Annotated in this window: 15 protein-coding genes; 3 read left to right on the top strand and 12 right to left on the bottom strand. The window is 46.9% G+C overall.

Annotated elements, in window-relative coordinates:
- Nucleotides 1-37: 37 nt before the first annotated feature.
- Together A9237_RS06025 and A9237_RS06020 are read right to left on the bottom strand one after the other, a co-directional pair.
- On the bottom strand, nt 38-472 hold the full coding sequence (locus A9237_RS06025) for a hypothetical protein (RefSeq protein ID WP_078607844.1): 435 nt from the start codon (nt 470-472) through the stop codon (nt 38-40).
- Nucleotides 465-1376, bottom strand: a complete 912-nt coding sequence (locus A9237_RS06020) for a hypothetical protein (protein ID WP_078607843.1) — start codon at nt 1374-1376, stop codon at nt 465-467. The genes A9237_RS06025 and A9237_RS06020 overlap by 8 nt, the downstream gene beginning before the upstream one ends.
- A 251-nt stretch (nt 1377-1627) precedes the next feature.
- On the opposite strand from A9237_RS06020, the gene A9237_RS06015 reads away from it, so the two are divergent.
- The gene (locus tag A9237_RS06015) at nt 1628-2407 is read left to right on the top strand and encodes a TSUP family transporter (protein WP_005436167.1); all 780 of its coding nucleotides are present in this window, start codon (nt 1628-1630) and stop codon (nt 2405-2407) included.
- On the opposite strand, the gene A9237_RS06010 is transcribed toward A9237_RS06015, so the two are convergent.
- From A9237_RS06010 to gltB (A9237_RS05965), 10 genes are all read right to left on the bottom strand, one after another.
- On the bottom strand, nt 2343-3203 hold the full coding sequence (locus tag A9237_RS06010) for a LysR family transcriptional regulator (protein ID WP_041057696.1): 861 nt from the start codon (nt 3201-3203) through the stop codon (nt 2343-2345). The genes A9237_RS06015 and A9237_RS06010 overlap by 65 nt on opposite strands.
- Before the next feature lie 130 nt (nt 3204-3333).
- Nucleotides 3334-3954, bottom strand: a complete 621-nt coding sequence (locus A9237_RS06005; protein WP_005425397.1) for a TRIC cation channel family protein — start codon at nt 3952-3954, stop codon at nt 3334-3336.
- Nucleotides 3955-4031: 77 nt separating this feature from the next.
- Complete coding sequence (gene btuF, locus A9237_RS06000; protein WP_078607842.1) at nt 4032-4856, bottom strand: vitamin B12 ABC transporter substrate-binding protein BtuF; 825 nt, start codon at nt 4854-4856, stop codon at nt 4032-4034.
- Nucleotides 4856-5809 (bottom strand): cobalamin biosynthesis family protein, encoded by a 954-nt coding sequence (locus tag A9237_RS05995; protein WP_078607841.1) that lies wholly within the window; start codon nt 5807-5809, stop codon nt 4856-4858. The genes btuF and A9237_RS05995 overlap by 1 nt, the downstream gene beginning before the upstream one ends.
- A 14-nt stretch (nt 5810-5823) precedes the next feature.
- Complete coding sequence (gene mtnN / locus A9237_RS05990) at nt 5824-6519, bottom strand: 5'-methylthioadenosine/S-adenosylhomocysteine nucleosidase (RefSeq protein WP_078607840.1); 696 nt, start codon at nt 6517-6519, stop codon at nt 5824-5826.
- A 65-nt stretch (nt 6520-6584) separates the two neighbouring features.
- Nucleotides 6585-7013, bottom strand: a complete 429-nt coding sequence (locus A9237_RS05985; protein ID WP_038878196.1) for a DUF1499 domain-containing protein — start codon at nt 7011-7013, stop codon at nt 6585-6587.
- 91 nt (nt 7014-7104) lie between these two features.
- Nucleotides 7105-8517 (bottom strand): FAD-dependent oxidoreductase, encoded by a 1413-nt coding sequence (locus A9237_RS05980; protein ID WP_078607839.1) that lies wholly within the window; start codon nt 8515-8517, stop codon nt 7105-7107.
- 20 nt (nt 8518-8537) lie between these two features.
- Nucleotides 8538-13001, bottom strand: coding sequence for a glutamate synthase large subunit (gene gltB / locus A9237_RS05975; RefSeq protein WP_078607838.1), 4464 nt, complete (start codon nt 12999-13001; stop codon nt 8538-8540).
- Between the two features lie 452 nt (nt 13002-13453).
- Nucleotides 13454-14923: a glutamate synthase subunit beta gene (locus tag A9237_RS05970; RefSeq protein ID WP_009703022.1), complete on the bottom strand. Its 1470-nt coding sequence runs from the start codon at nt 14921-14923 to the stop codon at nt 13454-13456.
- Nucleotides 14923-19473, bottom strand: coding sequence for a glutamate synthase large subunit (gltB, locus tag A9237_RS05965; protein ID WP_041057710.1), 4551 nt, complete (start codon nt 19471-19473; stop codon nt 14923-14925). The genes A9237_RS05970 and gltB (A9237_RS05965) overlap by 1 nt, the downstream gene beginning before the upstream one ends.
- Nucleotides 19474-20027: 554 nt before the next feature.
- Here gltB (A9237_RS05965) and mnmL point away from each other — a divergent pair.
- Together mnmL and A9237_RS05955 are read left to right on the top strand one after the other, a co-directional pair.
- Entirely contained in the window at nt 20028-20972 is a 945-nt protein-coding gene (mnmL, locus tag A9237_RS05960) for a tRNA modification radical SAM protein MnmL/YtqA (RefSeq protein ID WP_005436190.1), read from the top strand.
- A 50-nt stretch (nt 20973-21022) separates the two neighbouring features.
- Nucleotides 21023-22768: a sensor domain-containing diguanylate cyclase gene (locus A9237_RS05955; RefSeq protein WP_078607837.1), complete on the top strand. Its 1746-nt coding sequence runs from the start codon at nt 21023-21025 to the stop codon at nt 22766-22768.
- Nucleotides 22769-22933: the final 165 nt, after the last annotated feature.

Raw genomic sequence — 22933 nt, 5'->3', positions numbered from 1 at the left:
CGATAAAAATGTGTTGAACCTCTATATCAGGGTACTCTTAGAGCCTTCGTGCTTTTTGTAACTCGTAGTAAAACTCTACAAAATTTAAGTAAGCGTTTGTTTTTAAGAGAATGAAAGCTACTAATGGTAGTGTAAGTGCCATCAATGCTAGAGGCTCGTTAAAAGCTGTATTTATAATGCAGTAGCAAAGTGCTATTGATACTTGAAGTAATGCATTACAAGTATTTACTTTAGATAGGGACTTTGAGCCACGTATCGCAATCATTGTAAAGGGAAACCAAGTCAAAAGTGTTGCGATGCCAATCATTACAATCCAAAAGTAAAAGCTTCCATATCGACCAGATATATCGATCATTTGATCTAAGAAAAAAGAATTTAACCCGCCACCCGCGATTAAAGCCATTACTATAAAAAGGGCTGTAGTGAGACTTCTTACGCCAAGAACTAATGCTTCGCTTTGATGCTTACTCAAATTGCATTTCCTCGTATATGCCGATAGCAATAGATCTAACATTCCCAGATATAGCACTTCCTGTAAAACTCAATGTAGCGCCAATTGCATCTTTTAATTGAATCCTAATTGCATGATTGATTTCCGTTGGTGAATAACGTCTTTTAGCTTGCCCACTTTTAATTAGCCTTTTGTAGGCTTTTGAAGAGAGGTTTGGAATGTTTTGACGTGATATTTCTTTAGTTAGCCTTGCTCTTTCGTGACGATTCAACGTTTTCAATGCATCAATCGTACTTTTACCTGAGATTTTTTTTAAGTTTGAAAGTGCCTTTATAGTTGTCGAACCTGCCGCCCCAACACCAGCTAAAGATATGTAATCCAGTGCTTTGGAGGTTGTTTGGTACCATTCATTTGAATCGAATTCATCTAGTTTTTCTGGCGCGTATATTTCTGTGCCCACCCGTGCCAAACCTATACCACATTGAGCTGAAGACGCGAGTGCTGCAGAGGTTCCGAGGTATGTTACTGCAGCACTTGTTCCCCCAGAGAGGGGGATTGCAGCGGCGCCTCCAAATACAACTAGCCAGCCAAGTACGGCGGATGCACAGCTTAGAGTCATCCCGATAATCTCGCCAACTACCTTAGATTCTCTATGCGAAGACTTCAGTTCTTTAGCGTAGCTATCAGCAGACATAGGAGACGTCGGCTCTTTTAAAATAATGCTGATAGGGTTGACGCGACAACTGGAGTTGAACTTTCGAAGAGAGATTATCGTTGAATCACCCGCGATATAAATAACTCCAGCGCCCGAAGTTTCAGGCCTAGAATCTATGACTTTGAAAAGCTGTTTTAGATTTACGGTCTGTTCGATACGAGAGCGTAGCTGTTGCTCTTTTATTGATGGGCGAATCCCTAAAGCATCCATTGTTTTCACTTTCTATGAGATTGAATTTACCAAATTAGGCCAGTGTTTTTCTTTCCCATCAAAAAATTGAAATGCTCTTGAGAGTCAATTCTATTGGAAATGTAATTGATACATTTAACGTATCATTTCTTAGAACTTTCTAATTGATGAAAATATGGAATAGGTTGGTGTCTTGAGTTTCCTTTTGTGCGTTTGCGTGGCAGTGCTATCGTTGTTCCATCTTGGTTACAAATATTTACAAGGGCGCACAAGTGGAAGTTACGTTCGAAATCTTAATTGCATTGTTTTTTGTCGCATCCGCTGCGGGATTTATTGATGCTATGGCTGGTGGCGGTGGTCTCTTGACTCTACCTGCTTTGTTGGCTGCGGGGCTAAGCCCGACTCAAGCATTAGCGACCAACAAACTCCAAAGCTCTTTCGGAAGCTTTTCTGCCAGTTGGTACTTTGTGCGTAATGGCATTGTTAGCCTTAAAGAGATGCGCCTAGCGATTCTATGTACCTTTATTGGTTCTGCCATTGGTGCTGAGGCCGTACAGTTTATCGATGCCGGTGTACTCACCAGCCTTATCCCTGTATTGCTTATCGCGATTTCACTCTATTTTTTGCTCTCTTCAACTAATAAAACAGCTGAAGGAGAGCCAAAGCTCTCTGAAGCGATGTTTGCTTTATGTGTTGGTGGTGGCGTGGGCTTTTACGATGGCTTTTTTGGTCCAGGTACCGGCTCTATCTTTGCGCTTTGCTTTGTCGCACTTGGTCACTTCTCTTTGGTTGATGCGACCGCTCGTACTAAGATTCTCAACTTCACCTCAAATATCGCGGCTCTGCTGTTCTTTATTCTTGCCGGTTTGCCTGTGTGGGAAATCGGTCTGACCATGGCGGTAGGTGGCTTTATTGGTGCTCAACTTGGTGCCAAAGTTGTTGTCACTAAAGGTCAAAAATGGATTCGACCTTTAGTGATTACCATGTCTATGCTGATGGCGACAAAACTTCTTTGGCAACAACATCACCAATGGTTTCTATCACTGTTTTAACTCTTGGTGACTGGTACACGTTTTGCCTAACGCAGATATGAATCGGTCGAATTAAAGAGGTCAGTTGTTCGAACATAAAGCAGTTATGGTCAGGGATCTTTAACGCTCTAACGATCGATAACGGGATTAATGCTGGCGCAGCCCCTCCAAGTGCAAGTTGTGCAGCTGCAGTATAGGCATCCATTTCCATCAATGGTTTGATGCCGATTTTCTCTAATGCAGGCAGTTGGTAGCTATTTGAGGGGTTGGTTAAATCATTTGTGATGACTTTTTTCGGTAGTTCATTCAGTGGCTGATCACTAACGAGGAAAAAAGGTTCATCACATAAGTGGAAAGCCATCAAGCCATGATGTGGTGGCAATAGCCCAGCACAAAGCCCAATGGTCGCTTTACCGGATTGAACTCGCTCAACGATTCTAGGGCTGTGGTTGGTGGTTATGGTTAAGTACTGATCTTGCTTGAGGTAATCACCAATGGTTTTTCCAAGATAACCCGCAATAAGAGACTTTGAGCTATCGAGGGTGATTAATGATGTGTCCTCTAGCTCCTGCTGTTCATAGATAAGGCCACGTAACTCGTTAAAAGAGGGGCCAATATTCTCGATCAAAGCCATGCCATCAGGTGTGAGTCTAATGGTTCTCCCTGACGGTTCTACTAGCTTCTTTCCCAGTTTTTTCTCTAGGTTCGCGATACGTTTACTCACCGCAGATTGGCTGATATACAGTAAACTCCCAGTGCGACTCATCGTTTTCGCTTTACTTAAAACTAATAGTGTTTCGATGCCTTCCAGTAACATGTCTATCCATGAATGTTGGGAATAATAGGCCTAATATAGCCAAGCTTGAGATGAGAAGCGACAGGTGATTTTACAAACAAAAAGAGCCGACGTTTCAGTCAGCTCTTTTGCGTAAATTGATTCGTATCGATCAACGATTGATAGCAAAGGTTGGCAGTGACAAGTGCCAGCGAATCGCACCAAGGCGAATAATCAAAGTTGAGATGACACCTGCGAGTAGGGCGACTGAATGGTCGTGTCCCATACTCAATGCAGTTGTATGGAAAATTCCGCCAATGATACATGCGGTCGCATAGACTTCACTTCGCAGTACCATGGGTACCTCGCGAGCCAGCACATCACGGATAATGCCGCCACCGCAGCCAGTGATAACGCCCATGATCACCGCAACCATGCCCGAAGCATTGTAGGCGAGAGCTTTCTCGACACCGATACCGACGAATACCGCCAAACCAATGGCGTCACAGACAGGTAGAACCCACCAAGGCAAGCGCTTAGGGCGACGAATGAGAATCATCGTGAGTAAACAAGTGATGAAAATTACCCAAAGATAAGTGGTGTCAGTGATCCAGAAGACCGGGGTTGCGCCAAGCGCCATATCACGAATAGTGCCGCCGCCAATAGCTGTCACACTACCGAGTACGATCACACCGAAGGGATCCATCTTTAATCGGCCTGCGAGTAAAACGCCAGAAACCGCAAAGACAGCAGTACCGAATAAATCGATCATATAAAGCAGCATGGAGTCCATGTTACTTGGTACCTTTTAAACAAATTGTGGGGGAACAGAAATGGGACGGAAATTGTACGGGATTTCCAACGAAAACGTTAGCGTTTTTGCCGAACGGTTTCAAAGTGTTCACACACCTCTGTGATCGCGTTTAAGGTTCTTGGGGTTGGGCGGTTGATCCAATCGGAATTGAGTGACCAAACGTGGTCGTTTTTTAACGCAGGGATGTCGTTTTTCCACTCTGACCACATGCCATCATTACTCATGGCATGGCGAGAGGTAAACAGGACTTCGGGTTGGCGAGTAATCACTTGCTCGATGCTAACTTGTGGGTAGGGGGCACTGCCTTTGGCAAAGATATTCTCACCACCACAGAAGGTGAAGACTTCACTTGGCCAGTTCTTGCCCGCAACGGTGATGATCGGCTTCTCACTCAATTGATAGAAGTAACTGACTTTATCCTCGGTATTGTATTTCTCTTTTAATGCTTCTAACTGCGCGCGGAATTCTGCGGCAGCTTTTTGCCCAACTTCTGGCTTCTCACTGTACTGGCTAAGTTGCTCAATGTTCGTAGCGATGTCTTCTAACGTTCCAGTAGTTGAGTAGTAGATAGGAATGCCAAACTGCTTGAGCTTTTCAAGTTCTTTGGCTGGATTACCTGCCGGCCAAGCGATAACCAAATCGGGTTGAAGGGCAATGATGCGCTCTAACTTGATGCCTTGATAGTTTGATACTTTCTCTAAATCTTTAGCTTGCTCTGGGTAGTCACTCATCTCGCTGACCGCAATCAGTTTGTCACCAAGACCTGCAGCATAGGCGATTTCTGTTGAGTGTGGTGCCAGGCTGATGACGCGTTGAGCTGGTTCATTGGCAAAAGAAGCGGCAGAGAAGATAAGAGGAAGAGCAAAGCAAAGTTTGTTCATCATAGTCCTTGATAAATGAGTCCGAGAATCAGGCTTTGGATAACGATCCAAGCAAAAATACGCCATACAATGAGGGTTTGGATTTGTGCTAAATGAATAGCAGATGGTGCTATACGACCACCAATTTTCGCTCGTTCAGCTCTTTGACCTTGGTACAGCGCTGGGCCGCCAAGTGACAATTGAAGCTTGTTACCAATCGAGCACAACAACCAAGCTGGCCCTGGAAGTGGCCAAGACTTCGCTTGTTGAAACATGGCAGTCGAAACACTCGATAGGTTTTTACCCATGCTAATGAACACGGCAAACAAGCGTAAAGGAACAATCTCCAATGCAGCCGTTAGCTGAACAGCAGGCTTACCAAAAGGTGAATACTGACGGCGACTTGGGGACCAAGCACGAGCGAGCTCTGCCGTTAGGCGATACATTAACGCGCCAATTCCACCAGTCAATCCATACCAGAACAACACGCACACAACGTTACGTCCGTAACCCATGATGATGGTCTCTGCACCTGCTTTACCAATGCCAAGCAGTGACAAGCTCTCGGTATCTCGATTAAGGTAAGGCTTGAGTAACGCTCGGCACTGCACTTTGTTCTCATTCGACATCGCGGTGACGAGTTGTTTCGCAAGTGACTCGTTGTTTCGCCAGTCAAGAGCAATAAGCAGTAATGCCAGCTCAAATAAGGGCGCTTGCCAAACTAAAGGTTTCATCGCGAGCAGTAATATCAAGCAAGGTACAAGCATAAGAAGCAGTGCGAGCCCGCCAGAGAGAATGCTTTGTGAGTAGGCATGGTTGTTATTAACTTTGTTCGCCAGTTGTTCTGCGAATTTATGCCACAAAGTCACAGGATGAGCAGTGTGAGGAATAGGGATTAATAAGTGGAATAGTAATGCGCCCCACATGACGAGGAGCGCACCATTGGCATAGAGCTGTTGAAATATTTCTTCCATGAAATTCTGGGGACTTACTTAGTCAGTTCCAACATTTTGCATACCATTTCTGAAGAGCTTTTCGCTGCTAGCGGTAGGAACTCTTCGAAGCTCATTGGTGATTCTTTGTCTGCTACGTCAGAGATAGCACGAACAACAACAAACGGTGTGTTGAATTGGTGGCAAGTTTGAGCGATAGCAGATGCTTCCATTTCTACAGCGATAACTGAAGGGAAGTGTTTACGGATAAACTCTTGGCGTTCTGCTGTGCAAACAAAAGCATCACCAGTACAGATCAGGCCGCGAACGGCGTGAGTGTTTTCCATCTGATCCAGAGCTTTTTCAGCAAGGTCCATTAACTTCTCATCCGCTTTGAATGCCGCTGGTTGGCCTGCCATTTGACCCATTTCGTAGCCAAACGCAGTTACGTCTGCATCGTGGTGACGAACTTCTGTTGAGATTACAACGTCGCCTAGGTTTAGGCTTGAATCGAAGCCACCCGCAGAGCCAGTGTTGATAACCACATCTGGTTGGTACTCGTCTAGCAGAATAGTTGTACCTACTGCAGCCGCTACTTTACCGATGCCAGATTGAAGCAGTACCACATCAACGTCGTTAATCTGACCAGAGAAAAACGTACAACCTGCTTTGCTTACTGTTTGGCAGTTTGTCATTGCTTCTTTCAGGATGGTGACTTCTTGTTCCATCGCACCGATGATACCAACTTTCATAACACTCTCTTTCGATAAAAATTTAAGTTGGCGAGAGTATACCACTCTGCACCAATATGTGGTCGTTATTTGATTAACTCAGCATTCGCCAACAGTGAACGTAATTGTTCAGCACGCTTACGGTTCACGCCAAAGTCTGAATAGCCAACGCGAGATTCTGAACGAACAATAAGCTGGTCGCCTTCGATCTTAAGTTCTAAATCGTCCACAAAGCGCATTATTTTAGATGTGCATTCGATACGTAGGTAATTGCCTTCTTTGACGGCAGTCTTCGCGCCTGGCAGTTCAAGCGCCACTTGCTCAATTGCATCGATGTTGGTGGATTCGGTTAGGGTGAATGGTGTTAGGTTGTATTCTTCACGCGTGTCTTGGGTGGAGACACAGTTTGGTTTGTCACCACAAGGTGATTGAGAACGATCAGTCATGGTTGTGACTCCTTGGCTACAAGCGGTTAAGCCGAGCAAAGTAATGGAAAGGAGAGCGGCTTTTTTCATTGGTTTTATCCCTTATCTTAGGAATTTAATTATATGTAATAAAAGAAAAAAGGATCCAATAGTAGGATCCTTTTTGAGACGTTAACAGTGATTAAACTTCAAGGTAATCGAGAATACCTTCTGCGGCTTTTCGACCTTCATCAATCGCGGTCACGACCAGATCTGAGCCTCGTACCGCATCGCCACCAGCGAAGATCTTTTTGTTGCTGGTCTGGAATTGGAACTCTTGTTTCGCAGGAGCTTTGATACGACCCCATTGATCCAACTCGACATCAAACGGAGTTAGCCAGTCCATTTTGTGTGGCTGGAAACCAAACGCCATGATCACAACGTCTGCTGGTAGAACGTGCTCGCTGCCTTCTACTGGTTCTGGACGTCGGCGGCCTGCTTCATCAGGCTCACCAAGAGCAGTTTTCACCACTTTGACCCCTGAGACTTTGCCTGACGCATCGACTTCAATTCCTAAAGGCTGAAGGTTGAACATGAACTTCACGCCTTCTTCCTTGGCGTTTTTCACCTCACGGCGTGAGCCGGGCATATTGGCTTCATCACGACGGTAAGCACATACCACGTTTGATGCGCCTTGGCGGATAGAGGTACGAACACAGTCCATCGCGGTATCACCACCACCGAGTACCACTACGCGCTGCTTTGCCATGTCGATAAAAGGTTTGTCGTGCTCCAAGCCCATGACCTTGTAAGTATTTGAAATCAAGAATGGCAGAGCATCGTAAACGCCCGGCGCACCTTCATTTTCTAGTCCTGCACGCATGTACTTGTAAGTACCAACACCCAAAAAGACGGCATCGTACTCATCAAGTAGTTCTTGCATCTGCACATCTTTACCTACTTCGACATTCATCTGGAACTCTACGCCCATCTCGGTGAAGACGCGGCGGCGGTTTTCCATCACGCCTTTTTCAAGCTTGAATGAAGGGATACCGAAGGTCAGTAGGCCTCCAATTTCAGGATAGCGGTCAAATACCACAGGTTTCACGCCATTGCGTACTAGGATATCGGCAGCAGCCAAGCCTGCTGGACCTGCACCAATGATGGCAACCTTTTTATCGGTCCACTCCACCTTAGACATGTCAGGCTTCCAGCCCATTTCGAAGGCTTTGTCGGTAATGTATTTTTCAACGTTACCTATAGTGACAGCACCAAAGTCCTCATTGAGAGTACAAGAGCCCTCACATAGACGATCTTGTGGACATACTCGGCCACAAACTTCAGGCAAGCTGTTAGTTTGGTGCGACAATTCAACAGCTTCAAGGATACGACCTTCATTGGCTAACTTTAGCCATTGCGGGATGTAGTTGTGGACTGGGCACTTCCATTCACAATATGGGTTACCACAATCTAAGCAGCGATCCGCCTGCGCAGTCGCTTGTTGTTTGGTAAACGGTTCATAGATTTCAACGAACTCGATCTTACGAACTTTGATAGGCTTCTTCGCAGGATCTACGCGTTGAACATCGATAAATTGATAAACGTTCTGACTCATGATTCAAACATCCTCCATGATTACTGGGCTTGAACGCGCAGTTCTGCGGCACTGCGACTCTGGTGACCAAGTAGCGTGCGTAAGTCCGCCGCTTGTGGTTTAACCAAGTAGAACTTTGGAATCCATTCATCAAAGTTCGCCAAGATATCTTCTGCGTGGCTGGAGCCGGTTTCTTCAAGATGTTCGGCAATCAGACCACGTAAGTGCTCTTGATGGATGTAGAGATCCGACAGAGAAATCGCTTCAACAGACTCATTGTTCACGCGACCTTGGAAGTCTTGGTTCTCATCCAATACGTAAGCAAAACCGCCAGTCATGCCGGCGCCAAAGTTCACGCCTGTTGCGCCAAGAATGGCAACAATACCACCGGTCATGTACTCACAAGCGTTATCGCCAGCACCTTCAATAACGGCAATCGTACCTGAGTTACGTACGCCGAAACGCTCACCTGCTTTACCTGCCGCAAACAGCTTACCGCCGGTCGCGCCGTACAAACAGGTGTTACCAATGATGGTCGCTTCATTACACTTAAATGCAGTGCCAAGGTGAGGTTTGATAACCACCTTACCGCCAGCCATGCCTTTACCTACGTAGTCGTTGGCATCACCAGTGAGGTAAAGCTCTACGCCCCCCGCGTTCCAAACGCCAAATGACTGGCCTGCAGTGCCATCCAAGTGCAGTTTGATTGGCGTTGCCGCCATGCCTTGGTTGCCGTAACGCTGAGCGATTTCACCAGATAGGCGAGCACCCACAGAGCGGTCGGTGTTGATCACGTTGTAGAAGAAGCTGGCAGATTGACGTTTTTCAACCGCTTGCAGTGCGTCTTCGATGATCTTGTTGTTTAGCTCTGCTTTATCAAATGGTGTATTTGGCTGTGTCCAGTAAAGAGGGTGTCCTTCTGGAGAGACTGGTGCCTCGAGAATATTCGACAAATCCAGCTTGGTTTGTTTTGCTGTCATACCTTCAACGGTTTCCAATAAATCGGTACGACCAATCAAATCAGTCAGTTTTTCAACACCAAGTTCAGAGAGTAATCCGCGCACTTCGTCCGCCAGACCAATGAAGTAGTTCATCACCATTTCCGGTAGGCCTTTGAAGTACTCTTTACGCAATGTCTCGTCTTGAGTTGCAACCCCTGTGGCACAGTTGTTGAGGTGACAAATACGTAGGAACTTACAACCCATTGCCACCATTGGCGCAGTACCAAAACCGAAGCTTTCCGCACCGAGAATCGCCGCTTTCACCACGTCTAGACCAGTTTTTAGACCACCATCTACTTGCAGACGGATCTTATGGCGTAGACCATTGGCAACCAATGCTTGTTGTGTCTCTGCCAGTCCCAATTCCCAAGGGCTACCTGCGTATTTCACTGAGGTTAGCGGGCTTGCCGCGGTACCGCCGTCGTAACCCGAAATGGTAATGAGATCAGCGTAAGCTTTTGCGACACCTGTTGCGATGGTGCCGACACCAGGCTCAGATACTAATTTCACCGAAACTAGCGCATTTGGGTTGACCTGTTTTAGGTCGAAGATCAGCTGGGCTAAATCTTCAATCGAATAAATATCGTGGTGCGGAGGAGGGGAGATCAGAGTCACACCCTGTACCGAATAACGCAGTTTTGCGATTTCTGCGGTAACTTTGTGTCCCGGTAACTGACCACCTTCACCCGGCTTCGCACCCTGTGCGACTTTGATCTGCAGTACGTCTGCATTGGTTAGGTAGTGAGGCGTGACACCAAATCGCCCAGAAGCAATCTGTTTGATACGCGAGTTACGCTCGGTACCGAAGCGACGTGGATCTTCACCACCTTCACCCGAGTTGGAGTAACCACCAAGACGGTTCATCGCTGTTGCAAGTGCTTCGTGCGCTTCTGGGCTAAGTGCACCAATGGACATCGCTGCAGAATCAAAGCGTTTGAACAGTTCTGTACTTGGCTCGATTTGCTCAAGTGGTAGTGGAGAGTCTATTTTTTTCAGCGTCATTAAGTCACGCAGCATGGCAACAGGGCGTTGGTTTACTTGTTTAGCAAAGCTCTGATAATCGTTGCTTTCGCCTGATTTAACTGCAGTTTGCAGTGTGCCAACTACATCTGGGTTGTAGGCGTGATATTCACCACCGTGGACGTATTTCAATAAGCCGCCATGTTCGATAGCTTTACGTTTCGCCCAGGCTTTACGAGCAAGGTTGTACAAATCTTGTTGGAAGTCGTCGAAGTTCGCGCCTTCAATACGAGTCGTCACGCCTTTAAAGCACAAATCGACCACTTCTTGGCTCAAGCCAACCGCTTCAAACAGTTGCGAGCAACGGTAAGAGGCGATGGTAGAAATCCCCATTTTCGACATGATCTTGTACAGACCCTTGTTGATGCCGTATTGGTAGTTTTGCATCACATCGCGATAGTCTTTTTCTAGCGCTTTATCATCAATCAGCTTACCTAGTGCTTCATAAGCAAGGTATGGATAAACCGCAGTAGCACCAAAGCCAAGCAAGACAGCAAATTGGTGTGGGTCACGAGCTGTTGCGGTCTCAACAACAATGTTGGCATCACAACGTAAGTTGGCATCGATCAAGCGAGTTTGAACCGCACCGACCGCCATTGCTGCAGGAATTGGCAGCTTGCCTTTGACTAAAGCGCGATCTGAAAGCACGACTAGAACCGTGCCTTCACGTACGACCTGTTCTGCTTGTTCACACAGATCATCAATGGCTTGTTTGAGATCTTTCTGTTGTGGATCGTAGTTGATATCGAGAATGGTATTACGGTAGTGATCGTCACCAAGCTCAAGCAATTGCTGCATGTCTGAGTAAAGTAATACTGGCGAATCAAAGGTCACTCGGTAGGCGTGGCCATCGGTTTCACAGAAGACGTTCATCTCCTGACCGATACTGGTCGCCAGTGACATTACGTGTTTCTCACGCAATGGATCGATTGGCGGGTTGGTTACCTGAGCGAACTTCTGACGGAAGTAATCAGTCACCAAGCGCTCTTTCGACGAGAGAACGGCCATTGGGGTGTCATCACCCATAGAGCCGACCGCTTCTTGGCCCATATCGCCAAGAACACGCAGTACTTGATCTACCTCTTCATTGCTCATGGCAAATTGCTTTTGATAAGTCTTGAGTAAGTCTTCATCAAAGCTGCGCTCACCCACTTGATCTTCAGGTAGCTGAGCAAAAGGAGTGAGTTTGCGAACGTTGTTTTCCATCCATTCGCGGTAAGGGTGGCGGGATTTCAGATCGTTATCGATCTCGCTAGACTGCCAAAGCTTCCCTTTACGAGTATCGACAACCAGCAGTTCACCCGGACCAACACGGCCTTTCTCGGCAACTTCATCGGGAGCGTAATCCCAAATCCCTACCTCTGATGCTAGGGTGATAAATTTGTCTTTAGTAATCACATAACGTGCAGGGCGCAGACCATTTCGGTCTAGGTTACAGGCAGCGTAACGGCCGTCGGACAATACGATACCTGCCGGACCATCCCATGGCTCCATGTGCTTGGAGTTGAAGTCGTAAAACGCTCGCAGATCCGGGTCCATGTCTGGGTGGTTTTGCCATGCTGGTGGCACAAGCATGCGCATGGCACGGAAGATATCCATACCGCCAGAAAGGAATAGATCCAACATATTATCTAAGCTGGAAGAATCTGAACCTGTCTCGTTCACAAACGGTGCTGCGGTTTGTAGGTCTGGCAGCAGTGGTGACGAGAACTTGTAAGCTCGCGCTCGTGCCCATTGGCGGTTACCTTCAATGGTGTTGATCTCACCATTATGAGCAAGGTAACGGAACGGTTGAGCTAATGGCCAACGCGGTTGAGTGTTGGTAGAAAAACGCTGGTGGAAAAGGCAGATAGCAGATTCCATGCGTAGATCAGCAAGATCAAGATAGAAGCGCGGTAAGTCCGCAGGCATGCATAAGCCTTTATACACCAAAACTTGTGTCGACAAGCTACAGATGTAGAAATCAGGATCTTCGGTGATTTGTTTCTCGATACGACGGCGTGCGATGTAGAGACGACGCTCAATGTCACGCTCGCGCCAACCTGCCGGAGCAGAGATAAAGACTTGTTGAATGTCTGGAAGTGAATCGGCGGCGATTGGGCCGAGTACTTCTGAATTGGTTGGTACTTCACGCCACCCTGCTACCGTCAAAGTCTCTTGTGCGAGCTCTTTGTTGATGATGTCTTTGGCGAGTTGAGCTTTCACCGGGTCTTGGTTGAAGAAAATCATCCCTACGGCGTATTGCTTGCCAAGGTTGAAGCCATTTTCTTCAGCGATAAGGCGTAAATAGGAATCGGGCTTTTGTAGAAGAAGACCACAACCATCACCGGTTTTACCATCGGCGGCGATACCACCACGGTGGGTCATGCGGTCAAGTGCAGAAATTGCTGTACGTACCAGCTTGTGACTTTGCTCGCCTTCCATGTGCGCGATCAAGCCAAATCCACAGTTGTCTTTCTCAAGACTTGGATCATAAAGAGCCATTGCAATTCTCCCTTTGCTTATCTGTCATCCCGACAGATATATCAACACTGCTCAAGTTGATAATGATGACTAACTATGCGTCACTTTCTAAGTTTTATGTATATCTATTCAATAAAATTCGTCAAATATATTAACAAAAATTGTGTGTTTTATTTTCACCAACTTCACAAGCTATAGCTTATTGTAAAAAAGGTCAAGTTATTAGTGAATCATCGCGTGAATATGCGATTTACCATTTAATTGGCTGAAATAGTTCAATGAAAACAGTGAGATAGAAAAATGATTGTTACAAAAAAGTAACATTTGATTCTGGCGGGAATAAAAAAGACCAGCACAAAATGCTGGTCAAAATAAAAAGATTGGAAGGAACTGTTTTCTTTCCTGACGACCAGCCATCGATAGTACTGATGACTGGGTTTATGCCTCGAAAAGAGGAAGTGAGCGCACTCCCTTTAAGCAGAAAGCATCAGTGAATCTGCTTTTGCTTCTAGGTTTGTGCCACCCATTAGGTAATCATCGATAGCACGGGCACATTCGCGGCCTTCATTGATACAACGAACCACCAAAGATTGGCCTGTTCGCATATCACCAGCAGCAAATACACCTTCTTGGTTAGTAGCAAAACCTTGAGTTGCTACGTTACCGCGATCATCTAGTGCAATATCCAGTTGAGCAAGCACACCTGTTGGTTCTGGGTGCAGGAAGCCCATCGCTAAGAATGCCATATCACATGGAATCACACGTTCGCTGCCTTCTACTTCTTTGAAGCTTGGACGCTCGCCTGGTTTCGCATCTTGCCAAACGATATCAGCTAAACGAAGGCCTGTAACTTCACCTTTGTCATTGCCGATGAACTCTTTGGTTAGGATGTTCCAGTGACGATCAACACCTTCTTCATGAGACGTCGAAGTACGCAGGATCATTGGGTACTGTGGCCATGGCATATTGGCAGGGCGTTTCTCTGGTGGAATCGGCATGATTTCAACCTGAGTGATGCTTGCTGCGCCATGTCGGTTTGAGGTACCTACACAGTCAGAACCCGTATCACCACCACCGATAACGACAACATGTTTACCTGCGGCGTGAAGTTCTTCACCCTTAAGATCCATGTCGTTGGCTCGGCGGTTGTTTTGACCTAGGAATTCCATTGCGAAGTGAACGCCTTTTAGTTCACGACCCGGAACTGGCAAATCACGAGGAACGGTTGAACCACCCGTTAGTAGAACCACATCGAATTCTTGACGCAACTGCTGAGCATTCACATCAACACCAACGTGTTGGTTAACTTTGAATTCAATACCCGCTTCTGCCATCAGGTTGATCTTACGATCAATCACGTCCATACCCAGTTTGAAATCTGGGATACCAAAACGCAGCAGACCGCCTACTTTCTCGTCTCGCTCGAATACCGTCACAGTATGACCGGCACTGTTTAGCTGCTCAGCAGCCGCAAGGCCAGCAGGACCTGAACCGATGATCGCAACGGTTTTGCCAGTGCGAGAACGTGGTGTTTTTGGTTTGGCGTACCCTTCACGATACGCTGTTTCTACGATGGTTTTCTCGATATTACAGATAGTGATTGGGTCTTGGTTGATGCCAAGTACACAAGCACTTTCACACGGAGCAGGACAAACTCGACCAGTAAACTCAGGGAAGTTATTCGTCGAGCTTAGAATGTTCCATGCTTCTTCCCAGCTATCACGATAAACCGCATCGTTAAACTCTGGGATGATGTTACCGATAGGGCAGCCGTTATGACAAAACGGCACACCACAATCCATACAACGAGAAGCTTGAGTATTGATCTTGTCACCAAACTCCTCGTTCAGAACGAACTCTTTGTTGTTCTTGATACGTTCAGCTGGGTCGATCTTCTGTGGTAGTTCACGACCATGCTCTAAAAATCCAGTAGGCTTACCCATTATACGGCCTCCACTTGAGTTTCGTTTCCTTGAGACTGTGCTTCAGCTTTACGCTTTTGAAGAACCGCTTTGTAGTCACGCGGCATTACCTTAACCATAGAGGCTAGGCTAACTTCAAAGTTGTCTAGGAAAGACTGAGCGACTTCACTTCCTGTGAATTGAACATGCTTAGTTAGCATGTCGAGTAATAGATCTCTGTCTTCTTGCTCGATTGGATCTAGGTCTACTAGCTCTGGGTTCAGTTTTGACTCAAAGTCGCCTGATTTATCCCATACGTACGCCACGCCGCCACTCATACCTGCGGCAAAGTTACGACCTGTTGAACCAAGGATAATTGCTGCACCGCCCGTCATGTATTCACAACCGTGGTCACCGACGCCTTCTACTACTACTTTCGCACCTGAGTTACGAACACAGAAACGTTCACCAGCCATACCGCGAATGAAAGACTCACCCGAAGTTGCACCGTAGAAACACACGTTACCAACCACGATGTTGTCTTCCGCGACAATGCTTGATTTCGCATCTGGATAAAGTACTAAGGTACCGCCAGATAAGCCTTTACCCCAGTAGTCGTTCGCGTCGCCTTCTACTTCGAACTTCACGCCCTTAGCTAGGAATGCGCCGAATGACTGACCTGCAGAACCTTTGAACTTCACGTTCATTGGTTGAGGTAGACCCGCATCTTTGTACACTTTCGAGATTTCGTTCGACAACATGGTACCTGCAGAGCGATCCGTGTTGACGATAGGGAACTCGGCATTCACCGCTTCGCCTTTCTCGAGTGCAGGAATCGCCGCTTGAATCAGCTTGCGGTCTAGCACTTCTTCTAGGTTGTGGTTCTGCTGAGCTTGGTTGAATACACCATCAGCTTCACGTGGTTGCTCAACGTGGAGAACAGGAGACAGATCTAGGTTCTTGTATTTCCAGTGAGAAACGTCTTGGCGAATCTTCAGTTTCTGACCTTGACCGACCATCTCATCGATAGTGCGGAAGCCAAGTTCAGCCATGATTTCACGCAGACCTTGTGCCATGTATTGGAAGAAGGTTACGACGTCTTCTACGCGGCCATCAAAGCGCTCGCGAAGCGTCTTGTTCTGAGTTGCGATACCAACAGGACAGGTGTTCTTATGACACTTACGCATCATGATACAACCTTCAACCACCAAGGCTGCGGTTGCCACGCCCCATTCTTCTGCACCAAGTAGCGTTGCCACTGCAAGGTCACGAGGTGTCTTCATCTGACCATCTGCTTGAACCACGATACGGTTACGCAGACCGTTCTTCAGTAGCGTTTGGTGTGTTTCTGCCAAACCAAGTTCCCAAGGAAGACCGGTATGACGGATTGAAGACATTGGGGATGCACCAGTACCACCGTCAAAACCTGCGATAAGTACAACGTCCGCTTTCGCTTTCGCTACACCAGAAGCGATCGTACCTACGCCTGCTTCTGATACCAGCTTCACGTTTACACGGCCCGCGCGGTTCGCGTTCTTCAAGTCGTAGATCAGCTGAGCCAAATCTTCGATTGAGTAGATATCGTGGTGTGGCGGTGGTGAGATAAGGCCAACGCCCGGAGTCGAGTGACGTGTTGCACCGATCCAGTCATCTACTTTATCGCCTGGTAGCTGACCACCTTCACCTGGCTTCGCACCTTGAGCCATTTTGATTTGCAGCTCTTCAGCGTTAGTTAGGTAGTAAGAGGTTACGCCGAAACGACCTGAAGCCACCTGCTTGATTGCAGAGCGTTCCCAATCGCCGTTTTCTTTACGCTCGAAACGCATTGGGTCTTCACCACCTTCACCTGAGTTCGATTTCGCGCCAAGACGGTTCATCGCAACAGCTAGTGTGGAGTGTGCTTCGTAAGAAATAGAACCGAATGACATTGCACCCGTCGCGAAGCGTTTCACGATGCTTTCAATTGGCTCGACTTCGTCGATAGAGATAGAACCAGCAGGGTTCTTAATGAACTCAAGTTGACTACGCAGAGTTACCGCGTTGTCGCCTTGCTTATCTACGGCTGTCGCGTACTGCTTGAACTGATCGTAGTTCTTGTTGCGCGTAGACTCTTGCAGTAGAGAAATAGTCTCTGGGTTGAATAGGTGCTTCTCACCACGCTGTTTCCATTGGTAAACACCACCAACATCCAGCATTTGAATTGGGATTTCGCGTTGTGGGTAACCGATGCGATGACGGATCAGCACTTCTTTGGCGATATCATCAAGGGTTAGACCTTGGATACGAGAAACTGTACCTGTGAAGTATTTGTCGACCACTGACTTGTGGATGCCCAAGGCTTCGAAGATTTGCGCACCATGGTACGACTGTAGTGTTGAGATACCCATCTTCGAGAAGATCTTCAGGAGACCGCCATTGATCGCTTTACGGTAGTTGTTGAACAGGTCGCGAGGGTTCGCTTCTGGATCCAACTTCTTAGTACGTTGAAGCTCAATGATGGTTTCAATCACTAGGTAAGGGTTAACCGCATTCGCACCGTAACCAAGTAGCGTTGCAAAGTGGTGCGTTTCACGCGCGTCACCGGTTTCAACCACGATGTCACACTTCGCACGTAGACCTTTACGGATCAAGTGGTGGTGCACTGCGCCAACTGCCAGCATTGCTGGGATCGCCGCGTGGTTTGAGTTCACTGCACGGTCAGTTAGAAGGATGATTGAGTAACCATCGATAACCGCGTCTTCTGCGTATTGGCAGATACGTTTTAGTGCTCGCTCAAGCTTGCCTTGATCTTCATTAGCTTGGAATACGATATCCAGCGTCTTCGCTTGTAGGTGCTCGTTATCGATCGCACGCAGTTTTTCAAGCTCTGAGTTCGCCAGAACAGGTGATTCCAATTCTACTTTCTGACAGTGAAGTGGTGTTTCAGTCAGAAGGTTTTGGTCTTTACCCAAGTAAGTGTTCAGCGACATAACCATACGCTCACGGATCGGGTCGATCGGTGGGTTAGTTACCTGTGCAAACAGCTGCTTGAAGTAGTTTGAAAGGTGCTGAGATTGATGAGATAGAACCGCAAGAGGCCAGTCAGCACCCATTGCCGATAATGGCTCTTTCGCATCATTCGCCATTGGAACGATGATTTCGTTCACTTCTTCAGTGCTCACACCGAAAGCTTGCTGACGGTGCAACAAACGCTCTGGAGAAGGTTGGCTGAACTGGTTGCTCGCATCTGGTAGCTTCTTCAAGCTCAGCAGGTTTTCTTCTACCCACTTTTCGTAAGGCTGCGCCGTTGCGATGGTGTCTTTCACTTCTTCATCAGAGATGATGCGACCTTGCTCTAGGTCTGCAACGAAGATACGACCTGGTTGTAGACGACCGCGGAACTCTACGTTCTCTGGTTCAATATCCACAACACCAGATTCAGATGCCATCACTAGGAAGTTATCTTTGGTCACTGTGTAGCGAGAAGGGCGCAGACCGTTACGGTCTAGTGTCGCACCCACTTGAACACCATCAGTAAAACATACTGAAGCTGGACCATCCCATGGTTCCATGATGTTCGCGTGGTACTGATAGAACGCGCGACGTTTAGGATCCATGTTTTTGTTTTCTTGCCATGCTTCCGGGATCATCATCATCAATGCGTGTGGCAGGCTGCGACCAGAAAGAACTAGGAGCTCAAGTGCCATATCGAAGTTAGATGAATCCGAGCTGCCTTCCTGACAGATTGGAAGAAGCATGTCGATTTCAGCCTGAGTAAATAGGTCTGATTCTAGGATTGCTTCACGGGCTTTCATCCAGTTCAAGTTACCGCGAACTGTATTGATTTCACCGTTGTGGGCAATGTAACGGAAAGGCTGTGCAAGACGCCATTTCGGGAAGGTATTGGTAGAGAAACGAGAGTGTACAAGTGCTAGTGCAGTCACCATGGTCGGGTTTTGCAGATCAAGGAAGTACTGAGGTACTTGCTCGGTCGTTAACTGACCTTTGTACACTAATGTCTTGTAAGACATGGAGTTAATGTAGAAGTCGTCACCAATGTTCGAAACGCTTTCTAGGCAAACACGTACAGTGTAGTTACGAAGTACGTACAGTTTGCGCTCTAGCTCTTCAGGTGTGATGCCAGGGCCACCAGAGATAAACACATGCTCAAACTGAGGTTCTGTGCTTAGTGGGTCTGCACCGATCATTGAGTTGTCGGTTGGCAATACACGGTAGCCGATAACTTCAAGATCTAGACGCTGTGCGTTACGTTCTAGAATGTCACGGCATTGTTCGCGTTTGTATTCGTCTTTCGGGAAAAGAACGACACCAACACCATACTTTTCAAACGAAGGCAATTTAATGCCTAACTTAACGGCTTCTTCTAATAGGAATTCATGAGGTTTTTGTAGCAAGATACCCGCACCGTCACCGCTGCATGGGTCACAACCTTGACCACCACGGTGTTCCATGCGAGCCAGCATATCCAATGCTTGAGTCACTACTTCATGAGATTTACGGTTTTTAAGGTGAGCAACAAAACCGATACCACAAGCGTCATGCTCCAGCTCCGGAGTGTACAGACCCTGTGAATTTTGCTCTCTATCTACCATAGATACATCCTTCCAGTTCAATGTCGACGCAAGAATCCCGGACAGATCTCGACTGCCTTAGGTGCGCTCTTTGCGTCTTGTCCTTTATATTTATGATTCGCCACTGGCCGAGGTTGACCAGTCTTGATTCCTTTCCGTATCTCGCAGGAAAAATTTTGCGAGAAAAACAATCCTTGGTGATATCCCTTTATTTATTGCCACAATTTAGTGACTTATATAGGTGGGAGCGGGGTATCGCCGACAATTCCCGCAGTTGATGTTGTAATAAAAGTCACAAAAACGACGGGGTTGTGTAAGTATCCTACAATTTTGTGACTTGAGAATGCAACGAAAAGTCGCTTTTGTGACCCAATTTTTTCGTTTAAATATTCACTTTTTGTTTAACACTTGCGCAACATTGCAGGTTTTAAGTTGGTTTTATGCAGTTTTATTGATTTCACACCGCTACCTGTTTGTTTGAATTGACTAGAATTATTTGTTTTTTCTTGCAGGGATGTAATTTAGTTACATGAATCGTAGTGAGATTTATTACGGTTTACTATTGGTGAGAATCTATGCAGTTACATGAGTTGGTCAACACATTAGGCCAAGACCTTCAGCGTCGTTACGGCGAAAAAGTCCATAAGCTGACTTTACATGGTGGCTTTAGTTGCCCAAACCGCGACGGCACGATTGGCCGAGGTGGTTGTACATTCTGTAATGTGGCTTCGTTTGCTGACGAAGAAGTACAGATCAAAAGCATCCACGATCAACTGAAAGATCGCGCGGGAGAGATCCATCGAGCGAAGAAGTATCTGGCATATTTTCAGGCGTACACCAGTACCTATGCAGAAGTACAAGTCCTAAAAAACATGTACGAGGAAGCTCTGAAGGCGGCAGACATTGTTGGCCTTTGTGTGGGCACTCGTCCAGATTGCGTTCCTGATGCAGTATTAGATCTGTTGTCGGACTATGTGAATCAAGGTTATGAGATTTGGCTAGAGCTCGGTCTTCAAACTGCCAACAATGACACCCTCAAGCGTATCAACCGTGGTCATGATTTTGAGTGCTATGCAGAAATCACCAAACGCGCTCGTGCTTTGGGTATTAAAGTTTGTACCCATCTGATCGTTGGTTTACCGAAAGAAACTCGCGACGACAACATTGAAACGATGCGTAAAGTACTCGAAGTTGGCACCGATGGCATTAAGCTGCACGGTTTGCACATTGTCGAAGGGAGCACCATGGCAAAAGCATGGCGTGCCGGAAGGTTGGAAGCGCCAGAGTTGGAAACTTACGTCGCAACTGCCAGTGAATTGATCCGCATGACACCAAAAGAGGTGATCTACCACCGTGTTTCTTCTGCTGCGCGTCGTCCAACCTTATTATCACCATTATGGTGTGAGAACCGCTGGTTGGCGATGACTGAAATTGGCCGTGCATTAGATAAAGATGGCGCACAAGGTAGCTTAACCGGCGATGCTTTCATCTATAGCAAACCAGAATTAAAAGCGGAATGATCGATTAAGAACTGTTATATTTCTTCCGATTTGCTTTAAAGGTCGGAAAAATGGATCAGTTACTCAATTGGCTCTGGGATGGGCAGGGCGACTACGGATTTGTGGTCCTGCTCTCTGTGGTATGTGTAATCGCTGTCACACTGATCTATATACGCTTCCAGTCCGGCTTGAAACAGCTGGTTACTGACTCTCCTTATCCCGTACTAGTGATCGATGCTAGTCACGGACAGTTATTGCTTTCTAATGACTCAGCCATGCAATTACTTGGCATTCGTTCATTAGGTTCTGGCTTTCTTTATCCTGCTTCCTTTCATACTGAAGAACTGGTAACACTACTTGATAGCTTTTCTAGTCGACACTTCCGTCAACAATTGTTCGGCTGGCGATTGTCCGAGACAGAGAGCATCAAAGTTGAGTTGTCGGGTCGAAAGAGTTTGCTTCGCGGTCACCGAGTTTGGATTGTGTATGCTCAGCCACATCAAGTGACTCATACAGAACACCAGCAAGAGCTTGAACAACTGGGCATAGCTCGCTCTGCTATCGACTCTCTGTCTGAGCTGATCTGTTTGCAAGATCAACAAGGTAAAGTATTAACGACCAACCGCGCATTTGATCTGTTTTGGGAAGGGCGCAGAGAAGAGGCGTGTACGTCCAAAGCTCGCCCACTCGCGACTCGTAAAAGTGAACGCCGTTGGACAACCGATCCTCAGGGCCGAAGTTGTTTACTTGAAGTGAACCAAAGCTCGCTGGTTTCGCAAGCCGGTGAGATGATCGGCACGCTATCCATCAGCCATGACGTGACGGAATGGCACAAGATGCAACAAAACCTTCGTGATGAAATGGAGCGTCGTAAAGACACCGAGGTTGCATTGGCACAGCGTGATACGATCCTACAAACGATTCTAGACGCGAGTCCAGATTCAATCGGTATCTTCAATGAGAACATGGTTTATCAGGCATGCAACAAGCCATTTGTGAATGCACTCGGGATTCCTGATGTGAGCGACCTTATTGGTAAGCGCCTACAAGACGTTATTCCTGAAGATATCTACATCCGCTTAGAAGCAAGTGATTTGCAAGCTTTGAAGCAAACTCAGCCTATACGCTACATCGATAAAGTGAGCAGCAGCGATGGCTATTACACGTGGTTTGATGTGGTGAAGTCGCCGTTCAAAGATAAAGCGTCCGGCACTAATGGCGTGTTGATCATGGCTCGTGATATCTCAGAGCGTTATCTTGCTGAGCAAAAGCTCGAAGAGGCGAACCTTGAGCTAGAGAAACTGAGCTTCTCTGACAGTCTTACCAAAGTGGCCAACCGTCGTCGTTTTGATGAGCAGCTTCATACCCTTTGGTATCACCACATTCGTGAGAAGTTACCACTGACAATCATGTTGTGTGATATCGATTTCTTCAAAGATTACAACGACTGTTATGGTCACCAACAAGGTGATGAAGCCCTCGTCAAAGTGGCTGCGGTATTCCAACAAGTGGTGAGTCGATCTTCCGATTGTGTGGCTCGATACGGCGGAGAAGAGTTTGCATTTATCCTGCCAAATACAACAACTGAGGGGGCGCATAAAGTCGCCCAACGTATTCACGAGCAAATCCACGAGTTGGCAATTGAGCATGGTTGTTCGAATGTTTCAAATCGACTGACGGTCAGCATTGGCTTCGTTTCTTATGTCCCTCATCACGGTGATGAACCTGAAATGGGTGTCGCTATGGCTGACAGCGCGCTTTACCAAGCGAAGGCAGATGGTCGAGATCGAACTCATCTTCACCCAAGTTCTTACTAACGCTTTGTGACCGCTTGCTCTAAGTTGAGAGCAGGCGGTTTAAATCACCGTATTAAACACGCTAAACTGCAACTACATAGTATGAGGTGTTGAAGAGCCCTGAAGCATCGCTATTTCATCTGTGTGTATTTCAAACATTTAAACCGTAGAGACTCCGTTTCTTTG

This window comes from Vibrio owensii (genome assembly GCF_002021755.1).
Classification (GTDB): domain Bacteria; phylum Pseudomonadota; class Gammaproteobacteria; order Enterobacterales; family Vibrionaceae; genus Vibrio; species Vibrio owensii.
Note: the sequence above shows the minus strand (reverse complement) of the source record. Positions and strands in the feature narration are given on the sequence as shown.

Excerpts from the sequence above, each read along its gene's own strand:
- A9237_RS06005 (WP_005425397.1), bottom strand. The coding sequence starts at position 3,954 with ATGGACTCCATGCTGCTTTATATGATCGATTTATTCGGTACTGCTGTC.
- A9237_RS05985 (WP_038878196.1), bottom strand. The coding sequence starts at position 7,013 with ATGAAAAAAGCCGCTCTCCTTTCCATTACTTTGCTCGGCTTAACCGCT.
- A9237_RS06020 (WP_078607843.1), bottom strand. The coding sequence starts at position 1,376 with ATGGATGCTTTAGGGATTCGCCCATCAATAAAAGAGCAACAGCTACGC.
- btuF (WP_078607842.1), bottom strand. The coding sequence starts at position 4,856 with ATGAACAAACTTTGCTTTGCTCTTCCTCTTATCTTCTCTGCCGCTTCT.
- A9237_RS05970 (WP_009703022.1), bottom strand. The coding sequence starts at position 14,923 with ATGGGTAAGCCTACTGGATTTTTAGAGCATGGTCGTGAACTACCACAG.
- A9237_RS05980 (WP_078607839.1), bottom strand. The coding sequence starts at position 8,517 with ATGAGTCAGAACGTTTATCAATTTATCGATGTTCAACGCGTAGATCCT.
- A9237_RS05995 (WP_078607841.1), bottom strand. The coding sequence starts at position 5,809 with ATGGAAGAAATATTTCAACAGCTCTATGCCAATGGTGCGCTCCTCGTC.
- mtnN (WP_078607840.1), bottom strand. The coding sequence starts at position 6,519 with ATGAAAGTTGGTATCATCGGTGCGATGGAACAAGAAGTCACCATCCTG.
- gltB (WP_041057710.1), bottom strand. The coding sequence starts at position 19,473 with ATGGTAGATAGAGAGCAAAATTCACAGGGTCTGTACACTCCGGAGCTG.
- gltB (WP_078607838.1), bottom strand. The coding sequence starts at position 13,001 with ATGGCTCTTTATGATCCAAGTCTTGAGAAAGACAACTGTGGATTTGGC.
- A9237_RS05955 (WP_078607837.1), top strand. The coding sequence starts at position 21,023 with ATGGATCAGTTACTCAATTGGCTCTGGGATGGGCAGGGCGACTACGGA.
- mnmL (WP_005436190.1), top strand. The coding sequence starts at position 20,028 with ATGCAGTTACATGAGTTGGTCAACACATTAGGCCAAGACCTTCAGCGT.
- A9237_RS06010 (WP_041057696.1), bottom strand. The coding sequence starts at position 3,203 with ATGTTACTGGAAGGCATCGAAACACTATTAGTTTTAAGTAAAGCGAAA.